The sequence below is a fragment of the Micromonospora sp. LOL_024 genome (assembly GCF_048060415.1).
Classification (GTDB): domain Bacteria; phylum Actinomycetota; class Actinomycetes; order Mycobacteriales; family Micromonosporaceae; genus Micromonospora.
Map to the genome: position 1 here is coordinate 1 of NZ_JBHMIS010000022.1, position 14,678 is coordinate 14,678.

A 14,678-nucleotide genomic window follows, 5' to 3' on the forward strand; every position below is an offset into this window, starting at 1 on the left:
GCTGATCGGCAGCTTGATGGTGCGCGTATCGACGCCGAGCGGGTATGGCGGGCGATGATGGTGGCCTGGGGCTTTCCCGGGGCCGGCCGTACTTCACGGACTCGACGGCAGTCGGGGTGTCGGGGTAGGACATGTAAGGAAAGGCCCTCTGCTAGCGCCCGGCTGGAACGCCACGTCGGTGACGTCGGCGACCAACTCGGTGAAGTCGGTGCCGTACGCGGCCGGCTCGGTGATGCGCAGCACCAGCGCGAACGGTCGGTCGGCGCCGTAGGTGCGGCGGAGTTCCCGGTGGTGCGTGGTCAGGTAGCGGGCGGCGGCGAGGTTGCTGCCCGCAGTCAGGCCGCCGATGAAGAACACCGGGCGTCCGCCGACCGGGCCCCAGAACCGGGCGAGCAGGACGTAGCTGGTCTCCGGGCTGTGGGCGTACTCGGTGCCACCGACCGTGAACGACAGCCGACGCTTCTCCTCGTCGAAGACCTCGTACGTCACGCCACGGAGGATCGCGCGTACGTGCGTGACGCTGCGCGGGCTGGCGCCGCCGGGGCCGCCGACGCAGAACTCGGTCAGCCGGCCAATCTCCCCGGTCGGCTGGTTCTCGCCGACCCGGTCCGCGTGCGCGCCGCATTCCCGGGCGATGGTCGCCAGCTCCACCAGCGCGGCGACGTCGCGGCGGTGGACGCTGAATTCGCGCGGTGACGACGCGTGCCGGGACACCACAAGTAGGCAGCTCGCTCCGGCGGTGAGGCCGAAGAAGGCGCGTGCCCGGTTCAGCCTGCGTCGCCGCAGCAGGAACCCGGCGAGCCAGACGGCCGTCCCGGCGATGACGCTCGCCAACAAATTGATCACAAGGTCGCCCATGCCTCGATGATGTCCGATCCCGTCTCGGCTCAGCTGCGGTGTAGTACGCCAAGGAGGGTCACGGTCAGGGTCAGCTTCAAGGAGTCCTTCAACTCCATGTGGAACCGGGTCAGGTGAGGTTCGGCCTGGTAGGCCGCCTCCAGACTGGGAGGGGGAGTGCTGCACGCCGACAGCGCGCCGACCATGGCCACTGTTTGCAGGCTGATCGGGCCGGGAACCGATGTGGAACCGATGTCATCGCATGGTCCGGGTGGCGCAGGCGGGGTGGCCACGTTCAGATGGCGGTGCCGAGGTGCTGGCCGCCGATGACCTGTAGCAGGTCGAGTCTCTCGCGCGGGTCGGTGCCCTCAACGGGGAAGAAAACGAGGACCTTCGAATCCTCCTCGGGGGTGAGCAGGACCTCGCAGTTCAGGTCGAGGGTGCCGACCTCGGGGTGCAGGATGCGCCTGCGGTCGAGGCGGCGCACCGCGACGTCGTGATGCGCCCAGATCGCACGGAACTCGTCGCTGCTGATCGACAGGTCACGGATCAGGCGCAGAATCATGTCGTCACCGCCGCGACGGGAGAGGGACGCGCGCAGGTCGCTGACGTGGCCGGTGCCCCCACAATCCGTTGCCGCCGATCTGGAGTTGCGGTGGCCGGAGGAAGCTGTGGCGGCCGTGGACCGGGCCCGCGATGGCACTTTCGTCGCGGGCCCGGTCCACGTGTTCGGCTTCCGTCAGTTCGGGGCGTGTACCCCAGCGGCGGACCAGTCCCTGGTGGCGCCACGGACGTACATCGTGCTGTTCTGGCTACCGTGAAATACTGCCGGATGGAGCCGGCGAACGGTGTGCTGGAGGCGTAGCGGCCGTACACGTCGGTGTAGACCGTGGTCGGGCCGCTGTTCTGCACCTGGGAGGTGCCTGGCCGGAACTTCCGCAGGGTGCCCTTGAACGGCGAGCGCGGGTCGTCCCAGGCAATGTTCTGGCCGGCCTGGCGGGCCTGGTTGCAGTAGTCGCCACCGGCAAGGTTCGTGTAGCACAGGTCCACGATCCGGCCCAGGTTGTTCGGCTTCGTCGGGTCGTAGTAGCGCGACGGGTTGACCACGTAGAACAGTGGCGCCAGGCGGAAGTTCAGCCCGGAGCCGGTCACCTCAAAGTCGGAGAACCAGAAGTCGTCCATGTCGGACACGGTGAACGGCACGGGGTTGAGGGTAGAGCGCTACAACTGGGCGGTCGGCGCCGCCGACCAGTTCGGCGAGCACGCCGCACTGCTCACCTACCAGGGCTTGGGGGCACCTCGTCTATGGCCGGGCGGCCTGCGCGGACGAGGCAGTCGAGGCGTATCTGATCGATCTCGTCGTGCCTGCGGCGGGCGCCCGGTGCGCTGCGGCCCCACCACCCGGCACGACGTCCGACGGGGCTCGGGGCCGGGCACCGGGCCAGGATGCCGGCTCCTGCGCGCAGCCGATGATCCCGCTGCGCGGTGGGCCGGAGCTACCGACCTGGCTGTTCTGACCGGTGGTGTGGCGGTGGCCGGCGTCTCCGCGCATTGGCGGGGACGCCGGGATCGGCGTATGCCTCCACCTGGCCGATCGTCAGCCGTTGTCGATCAGGCTGGCGATCTCGTTGTAGATCAGGTGCGCCTTCGCGCCCTGGTTGGAGGGGCAGCCGCCGAGGTGGTGCAGGGCGATAACCCGGTGGCTGCTGTTCAACACCGGCGAGCCGGAGTTGCCGCCGGAGGTGTCACAGCTGTAGCTGATGTTCCAGGTGTTGTAGTTGGCGTTCCGAACGGCGCAACGCGCGCCGGTCTGCGAGTCTTCGAAGATCGACAGGCGCTTCGGGCGGCCGTCGCCGTGCCCCGGGATGTACATCTGGGTGCCGGTGGTGGTGGCGGTCGTCGCCAGGTAGAGCGTGCCGAACCCCTGGATGGCGGCGAAGTTGTTCACCGAGAACAGGGCGTAGTCCAGCTGGCTGGAGCCACCACTGCTCACCCGGTAGAGGGTGGCGCCACTGACCTTGGTGCCGGCGCCGGGGTTCGCGCCACCGCAGCTGGCGCACTGGTAGTTGAACTGCATCTCGCTGCCGCTGACCGCGGCCTGAGTCGAGAAGCAGTGCTTGTTGGTCAGCATGCGGTTGGTGTCGCCGACCCGCCAGGTGGTGCACATGCCGCCGCCGCTGATCAGCAGTCGGGCGACCGCGTTGCCGCGGGCGTACTCGGTGGGGTGGCTGGTGCGGTAGCAGACCACGTCGCGGCGGGCGTCGGTGCTACAGACGGACTGGGTGGAGAAGTTGTACTGCCCGATCTCCGTGCTGTCGTAGCCGCGCCAGAACCGGTCGATGGTCGCGGCGCTGCCACGGCTGGCGCGGCTGCTGTGCAGCGTCACCACGGCGGTGTCACCCTCCACCGACATCGCCCAGAAGCCCGACCGTCCGTCGGTGGTGTAGTCCGATCCGGTCGCCCGGTTCAGGTGGCGGTCGTACCGGTAGCTCTCCCGGCCGTCGGGGCTTGCCACGGTGACGTATTCGCCGGCAGCCAGGCGCAGGGAGCTGAAGTGCACCTTGACGTACGTGGCGCCGGGATGCTGGATGACCTGGGTGCGGCCGCTGCGGGCGTAGGACAGCGAGCTGTCGACGGTGCGCAGTTCACCGACGGTCGTCACGCCCTCGGCCGTGAACTGATCCGACTCGGGTGCCCGGTCGGAGTGTGGCGCGAGAGGCTGAACCGAGTACGCCTCGGCGGGTGCCGACAGCAGGCTCAGCCCAAGCGTGCAGGCGCTGAGCGTGACAGCCACCGTTCGTAGGCGTCGCAGGGCGTGTTTCATCGTCGCTCCTCCCGAGGAACCGGACCTTAACGAGTGTTAAGTCTTCTTACCCGAGGCGATCGATACATGCAAGAGCGTCGATGCAGAAGCTGCGCTGCGGGGTGCGGCGGACATCGACGTGGCGCCCCGTCGTCGCCGCCCCGGTGCGGAACTAGGGCAGGGTGAGGTGGTGTCGGACGGCGGCCGTCACCCGGTCCTCGTCCTCGGTGGCCAGCAGGTCGAGCAGGGCGCCCCGGAGGACCGCCAGGGCCAGGGTCCGGCGGGCGATGCCCTCGCCGCTGTCCCTCTCGGGTGGGGGCTGGCATGCGGCCAGTACGGCGAGCCAGTCGCGCACGGTCGCGCGGGCGAAGCCGGACCATGCTCCGTCGGGCTCGACAAGAGAGCGGGCGTACGCCTCTGTCCACAGTCGCAACAGCGGCCGGTGCTCCTCGGCGGCCAGCCATGTCCAGACTCGCTCGACCGCGGTCGCCAGCCCGATGGACGCCTCGCCGGTGCGCTGCCCGACCTGCTCCAGCATCGCCAACTCGTTGGTGCGGGCTCGCGCCAGCAGCGCCCGCACCAGGCCGTCCTTGTTGCCGAACAGGAACATCAGCACCCGTGGGCTGGAGCCGATGGCCGCGGCGAGCGGCCGCAACGACAGATCGGCCAGGCCGTGCTCAAGCGCGTAGCGGTAGGCGCTCTCCAGCAGCTCGACCTGCCGCGCGGACGCCGTAGGCGTTTCATCGGGCACGGGGGTAGCGTACCGTCCACTGAAACAGTCGTGTCAGTGGACTCGAAGGGGTGGCCCGATGTCCCAGCAAGGTCAGCAGTTGGCGAGAGTCACCGTGCGACGGGCCGACAACCCCGGAGACCTGGGCTGGGTGGTGATGGCTCACGGCGAGGTCTACGACCAGCAGTACGGCTGGAACATCGACTTCGAGAAACTGGTGGCCGGAATCGTTGGCGACTACGCCACCCACCACGACCCGACCCGTGAAGCCGGTTGGATGGCCGAGGTCGACGGCGACCGCGCGGGCTGCGTCTTTCTGGTCGCCGGCGACCAGCCGGATACGGCCAAGCTGCGTGTGCTGCTGGTCACGCCGGCCGCCAGAGGCCACGGCATCGGCACCCGTCTGGTCGAGGAGTGTCTCATCTTCGCCCGCGACGCCGGCTACCGGCGGGTCACCCTGTGGACCGTCGACACGCTCGACTCGGCACGCCGCATCTACCAGGCATTCGGGTTCACCCTCACCAACAGCGAGCCATACCACAGCTTCGGTCACGACCTCGTCGGTCAGAACTGGACCCTCGACCTGCCCCCGGTCGAGTGACGACGCACGATGGCGGGCCACCGCCCGTGCTGGGCGGTGGCCCGCCACCGGACCTACCTCACCGGCTCGGCCGCGCCAGCTTCGTCGGCTCGGCGTCAGGGACCGGGCCTCACAGGTTGGCGCAGTACCCGACGCTGAAGGTACTGGCGCCCGCCGCCAGGGTCCGGTTCCAGCCCACCCCGCCGATCCGGTAGTTGCCGTCGGAGAACCGCTCTCGCTCGAAGTTCCACGCGGTGTAGATGTCGCCTTCGAGGTCGACGACAGCGGACCACTCGACTGCCTTGTCGCTGTTGTTGGTGGCGGTGATGGTGGCGCAGTAGCCGCCGCCGCTGTCGGAGTTCCACCGGGCGATCCTGGTCTGGGTCACCTCGACGTTGGAGCCCGCCACGAGCCGGCCCACACCCCATCGGGCGGTGGTCTGGTAGCCCACACCGTTCGGCTCGGCCCAGTTGCGGATCGCCGTCCGAGCGCCGTCCGACGCGTCGTTGACCTGGAAGTCCAGGCCGTGGAACCTGCCGAGGCCACCGTGTTCGAGCAGGCTGATCGCCGCCTCGACGGTGTACCCCGTGTCGGTGCGGACGACGGCGCTGGCCAACCGGCCCGCCTGGAACGCCTCGTCGCCGGTACCGAACGAGACGACGTTGTCGGCGCTGATCCGGATCTGGGTGTCGTCGTAGCGGTAGGAGCCGTTCTTGGCGTTCCCGGCGTCGACGTAGATCTCGACCGAGTCCTGGGTCCACGGGTCGGAACCGGAGACGTCCACCACCGGGTCGGTGACCTCGGCCAGCACATAGAGCGTCTGGTCGCGCCACAGGGTGCGGACCTGCGCGGTCGCGCCGTCGGTGCCGGAGACCACCTTGTCGGTGGTCACCGCGACCGCCTGGGCCCACGCGTCGTCCACCGCGCCGTCGACGACCGGTCCGGTGGCGACCTCGCGCACCTCCAGGTACGACAACTCCTCCACCAGGGTGAGGGTGCCGAGGGCGCCCGGGGTGTTCCAGCCGGACGTGACGCCGTTGTCGCCGACCCGCACGTCGAAGGTGACCGTGTCGCCCTGGGCGGCGTCGGCGAGCGGCAGGTGCGCGACCAGGTGGTAGCCGCCGTCGCGCTGGGCCACCACGGCCGGCACGTCCCCGGTGTCGTCGCGGGGGGAGACCCGGTACGTCTCGTCACCCACCACGAAGCTGACCCGGTCGTCGTCGGAGGCCGTGGCGTCGGTGACCGTGACGTACGCGGTCAGCTGGTCCGGCGCCCAGCGCAGCTGGAACCGCGCGGTGTCCCCCACCGGGTGCAGCGGGAGCTTGCGCCAGGTCAGGTCCGCCGGAGCGTCGTCGGTGACTGGCACGTCACCGGCGAAGACGTCTGCGGTACGCAGCCGGGCGGGCAGCTCACCGTCCACCGCCCCGTGGTAGGCGGGCTTGGCCCGCAGGTTGTCGTCGAAGATCAGGGGCGCGCCGCTGCCGGACCGCCACGAGCGACCGTCGGTGAGACCCCAGACCGTGACGGCCAGCAGATCGTCGCTGTACGCCCGGAAGATCCGGAAGACGTCCCGGTAGTAGTAGCCCTGCTCGATCAGGTTCGCCTGGCTCACCGGGGTGCCCGTGGTGACGTCGAGCTCGGTGACGGCCTGGGTCACCGGCAGGTCCGCGAACGTCTCCAGTGCGGTCTCCAGGCTGCTGACCGGCATCGCCAACGAGACGTGGAACTGGTGGCCCACGCCGTGCACCGGCACGCCGCGCGCGAGCAGCCGATCGACGAGCGCCCGGTAGCGGACCTGCTTACCGCTCTGCTCGGTGTTGTAGTCGTTGACGAACAGGGTGACCGGGTCGCTGCCCTCTACCGCGTGCACGTCGTTGAACGCCTCGTCGGCGTACTCGAAGGTCAGGTCGATGAAGTTCTCGCCGAGAATCCGGTACCACTCGCTGCGGCGCAGGCCGTCGGCGTACTCGCCGCTGTCGCTGACCACCTCGTTGACCGCGTCGAACGCGTACAGCGGGTTGGTGGCAGAGCCGAACGGCCCGTACCGCTCGCTCAGCGAGCCGGCGACATCGAAGATGTGGGTACGCAGCCGCTCGCGCAGCACCTGCTGGTCCGCCGCGGACGTGGTCAGCGGCTCGCCGGCCGCGTCCTGGAAGAACCAGCCCGGGGTCTGGCTGTGCCAGACCAACACGTGGCCGTAGACACGCAGGTCGTTGTCCCGGGCGAAGTCCATCATGGCCAGCGCCTGCTCGTGCGGGCGGAAGTTGCCCTCGTCGTCGTACCAGGCCTCGGGTTTCATGTGGTTCTCCGGGGTGATCTGGTTGAAGTGCCGGGTGAGGAGTTCGGCCGGCGCACCGACCGTCTCCCGACTGTCGATCGCCACACCGACGGGGAAGTCGGTGGTCTCGTGGATGCCGGTGAGGTCCTCGATGACCGGGGGCTCGGGCACCCGAACGACGATGTCGTCGGCGAGGAAGTCGCTGGTGTTACCCGGTACGTCCGCGCCCTGCCAGCTCGTCTCGAAGTAGAGCAACGCGCTGTCGGCGGCCGGCATCGTGAACCGGGCGGTCAGCTCCGTCCACCCGCTGTTGGTGACGTTATCGAACTGGGCGAGCGTGCTGAACGACTGGCTGTCGCCGGTGGTGCTGGCGAGGCTGAGCCAGATCTGGTCGCTCGGCTGGCCCTCGGCGAACCGCAGCCAGGCGCTGAACTCGTAGCTGACGCCCGCCTCGAACAGGCCGGTGACGTCGCGGCCCAGGCCGGCGCCCTGGCTGACCCGATCGGTGACCAGCGCAGCGGACACGCCGCCGTGTGCGACGCCGGTGACAGCGACGCTCGGGGCACCCGGGCCGCCGTCGCGCGGGCCCCAGCCGTCCAGCCCGTCCTCGAAGTCCGTGTCGATCACGACCGTGCCCGGCTCCGGTCCACCCCCGCCGCCGTCCGGCGCGGTGATCAGCACGTCGTCGAGAAGGAACGGAGTGTCCTCCTCGGCCTCGACGTAGAGGATGGCGGTGCCGAGCCCTGCGGGCAGCGTGTAGTCGCCGCCGATCTGCACCCAGCCGTCCGCGGTGGTCGGGACGTTGCCGCCGATCCAGGTGTACGTGTTGTCGCCGCCGTCGGCCGGGGCCGCCTCGACGGTGAAGTGCACGCCGGCGGTGCCCTCGGTGCCGGCCGGCAGCTTCACCCAGGCGGTGACCGAGTGGGGCGTACCGGTCTCGAACAGCGCGGTCGCGCTCGTCGCCGGGCCCTGCCAGTTCGCCGTGCGGCCGGTGACCGAGAGGCTGTTGTCGCTTTCGTGGCCTTCGTCGACGATGGCGAGGGTCACGTCACCGCGTGGCCCCCACGGGGTGTAGGAGCCGGACTCGAAGTCGTTGGAGAGGACAACCTCTGCGGCGGCGGCCGGGGCGGGTACGGCAACGATGGCCGCGATGAGCGCGGTAGAGGACAGCGCCGCTAAGGCACGCGACCGGCGGTGTGATCGATGGGAGAGGTTCCAGAGGCGCATCGGTGATCCCTTTACGCGAATTGGACGGCGGTGGGGTGTGCCCTGACCTCGGTTCCCCGGAGGGATCCAAGCGCGTGCATGCTATGCCGGGGGCTTCGCGGTAGCCAGATCTTCCGGAAACTACCGGCAGCCCTCGGGGCGATGGCGGCACGTCAGCGGCGTGACCGGTGCCCGGGGTGGTGGTGGCCGGGCGTAGGCGTGCGAAACCTGTCGAGCCGATGGCGTAAACGGATCGCGGCTACCGTCCGGCGGTTGCGCGCCCTGCGGGACAGCGCGATCGGAGCCGCTCGACAGGTGCGGGGTAGAGTGGGCAATCACGGCCTGATCAGACCGTTGTGGCCACTTTCAACATATAGCGCATCGGGGGCCTTGCGGCAAGGCCGGGGTCATGCCGCAGAATCTCCAGCCGAAGCCAGGACCTGCGGAAACACCGGTCATTCGACTACGTGAGCGGTTGTCGGACACGGGTGTCTCGCGGGTTGTGCATGGCCGCCGAACTGCGCTGCGCAACTGGTTGACCCGCAGCTTGAGGAATTGGTTCTCGTGACTGACGTGATCATTGCCGGCGGTGGGCCGACGGGCCTGATGCTCGCCAGCGAGCTGCGGTTGCACGGCGTGCGCACGCTCGTGTTCGAGAAGGAGACCGCGCCGGTCGGGTACGTCCGCGCGCTCGGCCTGCACGCCCGCAGCGTGGAGGTGATGGACCAGCGTGGCCTGCTGGAGCGGTTCCTCGCGCTGGGCCATCAGTATCCGGTCGGTGGCTTCTTCGCCGGCATCGCCAAGCGCTCACCGGAGCGGCTGGACACCGCGCATCCGTACGTCCTCGGCATTCCGCAGACCCTCACCGACCGCCTGCTCGACGAGCACGCCACCGAGGTCGGCGTCGACATCCGGCGCGGCTGCGAACTGGTCGGGCTCGGCCAGGACGACGACGGCGTGACGGTCGAGTTGGCCGACGGCACGACGCTGCGCTCGCGCTACCTCGTCGGCTGCGACGGTGGACGCAGCACCGTGCGAAAGCTGCTGGGCGTCGGCTTCCCCGGCGAACCAACCCGGGTCGAGACGCTGCTGGGCGAGATGGAGGTGAACACGCCGCCGGGGACGCTGGCCGCCGTGGTGGCCGAGGTCCGCGCGACCCAGCTCCGATTCGGCGCCGGGCCGATCGGGGACGGGGTGTACCGCGTCGTCGTACCCGCCGAGGGGGTGGCCGAGGACCGCACCGTCCCGCCGAGCCTGGGCGAGTTCAGACAGCAGCTGCGGGCGTACGCCGGCACCGACTTCGGCGCACACTCGCCACGCTGGCTCTCCCGTTTCGGCGACGCCACCCGGCTGGCCGAGCGCTACCGAACCGGCCGGGTGCTGCTGGCCGGCGACGCGGCGCACATCCACCCCCCGGTTGGTGGTCAGGGGCTCAACCTCGGCATCCAGGACGCGTTCAACCTCGGCTGGAAACTGGCCGCCGAAATCGACGGCTGGGCGCCGGAAGGGTTGCTGGACAGCTACCACACCGAGCGGCATCCGGTCGCCGCCGAGGTGCTGGAGAACACCCGCGCCCAGATGGAGCTGCTGTCGCCGGAGCCCGGACCTCAGTCGGTACGCCGGTTGATATCGGAGCTGATGAACTTCGAGGACGTGAACCGGTACCTGACCGAGAAGATCACCGCGATCGGGGTCCGTTACGACTTCGGGGCGGGCCACGAACTGCTCGGCCGGCGGCTGCGGGACGTACGGCTCAAGCGGGCGCGTCTCTACGAGCTGACTCGCGGCGGCCGGGGCCTGCTGCTCGACCAGACCGGCCGGCTCTCGGTCACCGGCTGGGCGGACCGGATCGACCACGTCGTCGACGTCAGCGAGGAGCTGGACGTGCCCGCCGTGCTGCTGCGGCCGGACGGCCACGTGGCGTGGGTCGGTGACGACCAGCAGGATCTGCTCGGCCAACTGCCCAGGTGGTTCGGCGCCGCCCGCAGCTGAGGGTGACGGTGGCCGGTTCGGCCGACGGCGAGCCACCTGGTTGACGGATCGGCTTGGATGGGCACATGGAGGTCACCAGGGACGGGCGGAGCTGGCGGATCGGCACCGCCGGCGACGTCGCCTGGCTGGCCGGCCAGACCACGCTCGGGCTCGCGATCACCACGGCTATCCCGCCTGTCTTCGACGCCTACGCCACCTGCCACCCGCCCGACGGCGTCAGCCTCACGGCCCACGAACGGGCCATGGTCGACGAACTCACCGAGCAGACCGCTGACCAGCCCTGGTGGCTGGGCTATCTGGACACCGGTGCCCACGACATCGTCTTCCCCGGCGCCCCGAAGCTGTCCCTCTACTGGGACTGGCCCTACGTGCTGGTCGAAGCCGGGCCCGACCAGGCCCTAACCTGGCGTACCGGTCACATGCGCGGCGACGCAGGGGTACTGCCCGATCTGTTCTTCCCGGCAGACCGTTCCTGGCTCGTCTCCGCACTCTGGGACGACACCTGGACCGATGTCGGCGGTACCACCGCCCTGGTCGCCGCACTGCACCGCAACCCGCTTGTCAATGCCCGGCCGGTGGGGCCTGACGAGGACGCCCTACCGCCCGGACTGACCCGCGACTGACGCCGATGGCGCTCGCGGTGTTCGTGCTCCGCTGCCAGCGGCAGCTCGGACTGTCCGCGGCCGGCCAACCTCCACGGGTCAGTCCCGGCTGCCGCAATTTCGCGCATCGCTTGGCCGGGTCCACCGCCGATCCTGGGCGGAGCCGGCGGCGGCCATCGCGACCCCTCGAAACGGAATCCTTCCCGTAGCATCGGTCTGTTCTTCCCTGGGTGGTGCGGAGGAGACCGCATGGACGATGTGACCCGCCGTGCCCTGCGCCTGCTCGAGGAGGCCCAGTCCGGTCGCGCGGCCCAGGTGCTGGTGGCGGCCGAGTCGGCGCTTCGCGTACCCACCGGCGAGATCTGCGGCGGTCCGGCGGCGATGCACTTCGCCCGCGTCGTGGCGTTGACCCGGCTGGGTGACCTGCGCGCCGCGATCGCCGCCGCCGACCTGATGCTGGCCGCCGCGGAGCGGGAGGGCAGCGTCGGCTGGCGTTCCTGCGCGCTGTCGCTGCGGGCCACCCGGCGGCTGCGCCTCGGGGACCAGGACATCGCCGAGTACGACATCGAGGCGGTGCTACGGGATCTCACCAGCGCGGAGACCGCCCTGCTGCTGGACGAACCCGATCCGGTGATCGCGGGTAACGCACACACCGGCATTGCGATCGGGTACGCCCAACTGCGTCTCTACGAGTTGGCCGTGCCCCAGTTCCAGTCCGCGTACGAGGCGACCTCTCGGGCCTCGTACCCCGACAACGGCAATCGGGCGATGTGGCTGTGCAACCTGGCGGAGCTCAACCTCATCTGGGCGCTGGAGCTGTACCAGGTCGGTCAGGTGACCGAGGCGGAGAAGCACACCACGGTGGCCGAGGATTACGCGGTGCGCGCGGTGACAGAGGCATCCGGACCCAAGGCGGAGGTGTGGCGGCTCTCTGCGTTGCTGTACGCGGCGTGCTCCCGCGCCGACCGTCAGGACCCGGCCGGTGCGGCGGCGGACATCCCCAGGTATGTCGCGCGGCTACAGTCACTCGGCGTGGAGCAGCGACAGCAGGAGTTGCTGCTGTGCCGGCCGTTCCACGCCGTGGCACTCAGCCGTGCGGGGCAGCCGGACGAGGCGCTGCGCGTCATCGAGGAGGCGGTCACTGACCTGTCGCCGGACAGCGACTGGCTGGTCTCGGCGGCGTTGCACCGTACGCACGCGGTGCTGCTGGCGAACAACGGTTCGCGCGACGCCGCGCCGGGCCTCACCTACGGTGACGCCCTCGCGGAGCTGTTGTGGCGCCAGCGGCACCGCTGGCTGCATGCAGCAGTGACCATGCAGTCCTACGACATCCTGCGGTGGCAGCACGAGCAGGCCGAGCGGGCCGCGCGGGTCGACCCGCTCACCGGGGTGGCGAACCGCCGAGGCCTCGACAACTTCCTGCGGAACCTGGCCGCTGCCGCCACCTCCGGTGACGGCGAGTCGGTGGCGGTGCTGATCGTCGACCTGGACCAGTTCAAGCACATCAACGACTCGTTCGGGCATGCCGTCGGCGACGACGTGCTGCGGGCGGTCGCGCAGGTGCTCACGACCAACGTACGAAAGGGCGACTTCGTGGCCCGGTTGGGCGGCGACGAGTTCGTCGCCGTCCTTCCGGGTGCCGACTCCGTGGCCGCCGAGCAGGTCGCCCAGCGGACGGTGACCGCCGTGGCCGGCATGACGACGTGGCGGGTGGAGGTCAGCGTCGGGGTCGCCAGCGGTTCCGCGGACACGCTCCGGGAGACGCTCGCCCACGCCGACGGCGCGATGTACGCCGCGAAGCGGGCGGGCGGGAACCGGACGAGCTGTCGGCACGCCACGTCGTGATCAGTGGTAGCTGAACAACGGGGGGAAGACCAGGACCACGATCCAGGCCCAGCCGGCGTACACCGGTAGGTAGCCGGTCTGCCAGCGTTCGAGCGCGGCGAAGGGGGTTCGCCGCCGGACGAAGCCCAGCACCAGCCACGCCGACCAGGCGAGGTTGGCCAGCAGGATGACGTTCTCCCCGAGCGCCGCCGCCTTGTTCGGGGTGGTGCCGTACTCGGAGATCCGCTCGGTGATCTCCCGGAGCACCAGCACGTCGATGACGAGTGCGCTGACCACCAGGGCCAGTTGCACCGTGTCGAACAGGCCGGGTGGGGCGAGCGGGTCGCGGGCCGAGATCGAGTAGAGCAGCAGTCCCAGCACCACGACCAGCAGCAGGTCGAAGAGGATCAGCGCCTCCCGCTCGACGTTGATGCCGGTGCTCGTCCAGGTGAGGGCGACGAGGAAGGCGAGCAGCGCGGCGGTGAACAGTGGGGTGAACAGCCGCGTGAGCACGGGGGCGATGTTCTCCACGACGCTTTGCTTGGCCTCGACGAGCCAGCCGGCCACCACCACCGATGCCACCACTCCACACGGGACCAGCCACTGCGTGACGAAGCCCTCCGACTCGATCCCGATGGCCTCGAAGGTGCCGATCGTGAATGCGATAAGCACACCGCCGCCGAGGGCGATGAGGACGAAGTAGACGAAGCACTCGCCGGTGAAGCGAATGAAGTCCATGCGTCGGCGCGACGAGCGCAGGTCGTCGGAGATGTACGCCAGACCGACCACGAACCACAGGGCGATGGGGAGATGGATGCTGGTCAGCACCAGCGACTGGGAGTCGTCGGCGAGCGGGTAGGCGTTGGCGGCCACGGCGCCGAGCGCGAAGAACGCCACCAGCACTGCGATCAGCGCCGGTCCGGTCTGACGACGCCAGGCCAGGAAGGCCGCCAGCCAGGGGAGCGCGAACAGGGCGAAGTTGGGCCCGTAGAACGCGCCGTCGCGCTCCAGGCTCATCCCCGAAAAGTTCCGGCACCCTTATCGACACTGCCGCGCCGACGGCACAAATGATCATCGCGAGGAGGTCCTGCCGCGATCGGCTGTCCGTTGCGGGGTCGTCGGTCCTGCCGGTCAGCACCAACTGCTTCCACAGCCGGTCCGAATGCTCCCGGGCGAATTCGCGGGACAGGTCGTCCAGGCCACCGAGGCGTTTGACGGCTACCAGGAACGCTTCGTCGGCGCGTAGGCCGGCAGCGACGAGTTCGTCGACGGAACCCCGGAGATGATCCTCCAGTTCCTCGGTGTCGGTCCGCTGGAGCGCCGGGCGACGCTGCACGTACTGGCGCCACTGGGCGAACTGGGCCTCCAGGCCCTCCTGGCTGTCCGCCGCGCTCATGCGGGGTCCACGAGTGGGAACGTCGACCGCCGGACGTCGCCGGGGCCGTCCCAGATCTCCTTGAGCGCGTTCACCACCGTGTCCCACTGGCGGCGCTGCTCGGCGAGTTCCGCCAGGCCGCTGCCGGTGACGCGGTAGTACTTGCGGCGTCGCTCGCCGGGGACCGTCTGCCAACTCGACTCGACGTGGCCGAGGCGTTCGAGCCGGTGCAGCAGTGGGTAGAGCAGCCCTTCGGTCCAGTCCAGCTCGCCGTCGGACAGCTCGTTGATCCGTTTGAGGATGGCGTAGCCGTAGCTTTCCCCGTCGGACAGAATGCCCAACACCATCGGTGTGGCCGAGGCGGCCACGAGATCCTTGGTGACCTTCATGAGAACTCCCACCACGAGTAATACCTAGAACTGTGAGGCATGGTAGTTCTAGGTATTAGCGC

General features: G+C 69.6%; 13 protein-coding genes and 1 pseudogene. 4 read left to right on the top strand and 10 right to left on the bottom strand.

What is annotated here, in order from left to right; all coding sequences use genetic code 11:
• Nucleotides 1–93: 93 nt before the first annotated feature.
• The 6 genes from ACFHWY_RS20365 to ACFHWY_RS20390 all read right to left on the bottom strand — a co-directional run bounded on the left by ACFHWY_RS20365 (nucleotide 94) and on the right by ACFHWY_RS20390 (nucleotide 4,391).
• Nucleotides 94–858: a hypothetical protein gene (locus ACFHWY_RS20365; protein ID WP_416581815.1), complete on the bottom strand. Its 765-nt coding sequence runs from the start codon at nucleotides 856–858 to the stop codon at nucleotides 94–96.
• Between the two features lie 29 nt (nucleotides 859–887).
• Entirely contained in the window at nucleotides 888–1,049 is a 162-nt protein-coding gene (locus ACFHWY_RS20370; RefSeq protein ID WP_416581816.1) for a hypothetical protein, read from the bottom strand.
• A gap of 83 nt (nucleotides 1,050–1,132) precedes the next feature.
• On the bottom strand, nucleotides 1,133–1,402 hold the full coding sequence (locus ACFHWY_RS20375) for a hypothetical protein (RefSeq protein WP_416581817.1): 270 nt from the start codon (nucleotides 1,400–1,402) through the stop codon (nucleotides 1,133–1,135).
• Entirely contained in the window at nucleotides 1,399–2,040 is a 642-nt protein-coding gene (locus ACFHWY_RS20380; protein WP_416581818.1) for a hypothetical protein, read from the bottom strand. The genes ACFHWY_RS20375 and ACFHWY_RS20380 overlap by 4 nt, the downstream gene beginning before the upstream one ends.
• Before the next feature lie 394 nt (nucleotides 2,041–2,434).
• Nucleotides 2,435–3,661, bottom strand: coding sequence for a trypsin-like serine peptidase (locus tag ACFHWY_RS20385; RefSeq protein ID WP_416581819.1), 1,227 nt, complete (start codon nucleotides 3,659–3,661; stop codon nucleotides 2,435–2,437).
• A gap of 151 nt (nucleotides 3,662–3,812) precedes the next feature.
• A complete protein-coding gene (locus tag ACFHWY_RS20390) occupies nucleotides 3,813–4,391 on the bottom strand; it encodes a TetR/AcrR family transcriptional regulator (RefSeq protein ID WP_416581820.1) in 579 nt (192 codons plus the stop codon).
• 58 nt (nucleotides 4,392–4,449) lie between these two features.
• On the opposite strand from ACFHWY_RS20390, the gene ACFHWY_RS20395 reads away from it, so the two are divergent.
• Entirely contained in the window at nucleotides 4,450–4,971 is a 522-nt protein-coding gene (locus ACFHWY_RS20395) for a GNAT family N-acetyltransferase (RefSeq protein ID WP_416581821.1), read from the top strand.
• 109 nt (nucleotides 4,972–5,080) lie between these two features.
• Here ACFHWY_RS20395 and ACFHWY_RS20400 read toward each other — a convergent pair whose 3' ends face one another.
• Entirely contained in the window at nucleotides 5,081–8,455 is a 3,375-nt protein-coding gene (locus tag ACFHWY_RS20400) for an endo-1,4-beta-xylanase (protein ID WP_416581822.1), read from the bottom strand.
• Nucleotides 8,456–8,998: 543 nt separating this feature from the next.
• Between ACFHWY_RS20400 and rox the strand changes: the two genes are divergently transcribed.
• The 3 genes from rox (at nucleotide 8,999) to ACFHWY_RS20415 (ending at nucleotide 12,873) form a co-directional block, all read left to right on the top strand.
• Nucleotides 8,999–10,426, top strand: coding sequence for a rifampin monooxygenase (rox, locus tag ACFHWY_RS20405; protein ID WP_416581823.1), 1,428 nt, complete (start codon nucleotides 8,999–9,001; stop codon nucleotides 10,424–10,426).
• A gap of 65 nt (nucleotides 10,427–10,491) precedes the next feature.
• Complete coding sequence (locus tag ACFHWY_RS20410; protein WP_416581824.1) at nucleotides 10,492–11,049, top strand: hypothetical protein; 558 nt, start codon at nucleotides 10,492–10,494, stop codon at nucleotides 11,047–11,049.
• A 228-nt stretch (nucleotides 11,050–11,277) separates the two neighbouring features.
• Entirely contained in the window at nucleotides 11,278–12,873 is a 1,596-nt protein-coding gene (locus ACFHWY_RS20415; RefSeq protein WP_416581825.1) for a diguanylate cyclase, read from the top strand.
• Here ACFHWY_RS20415 and ACFHWY_RS20420 read toward each other — a convergent pair whose 3' ends face one another.
• From ACFHWY_RS20420 to ACFHWY_RS20430, 3 genes and pseudogenes are all read right to left on the bottom strand, one after another.
• Nucleotides 12,874–13,869 (bottom strand): hypothetical protein, encoded by a 996-nt coding sequence (locus ACFHWY_RS20420; RefSeq protein WP_416581826.1) that lies wholly within the window; start codon nucleotides 13,867–13,869, stop codon nucleotides 12,874–12,876.
• Between the two features lie 217 nt (nucleotides 13,870–14,086).
• Nucleotides 14,087–14,248 (bottom strand): annotated as a pseudogene (locus ACFHWY_RS20425) (hypothetical protein); the annotation flags it as partial.
• Nucleotides 14,245–14,616, bottom strand: coding sequence for a PadR family transcriptional regulator (locus ACFHWY_RS20430; RefSeq protein WP_416581827.1), 372 nt, complete (start codon nucleotides 14,614–14,616; stop codon nucleotides 14,245–14,247). The pseudogene ACFHWY_RS20425 and the gene ACFHWY_RS20430, both read right to left, overlap by 4 nt.
• Nucleotides 14,617–14,678 lie beyond the last annotated feature (62 nt).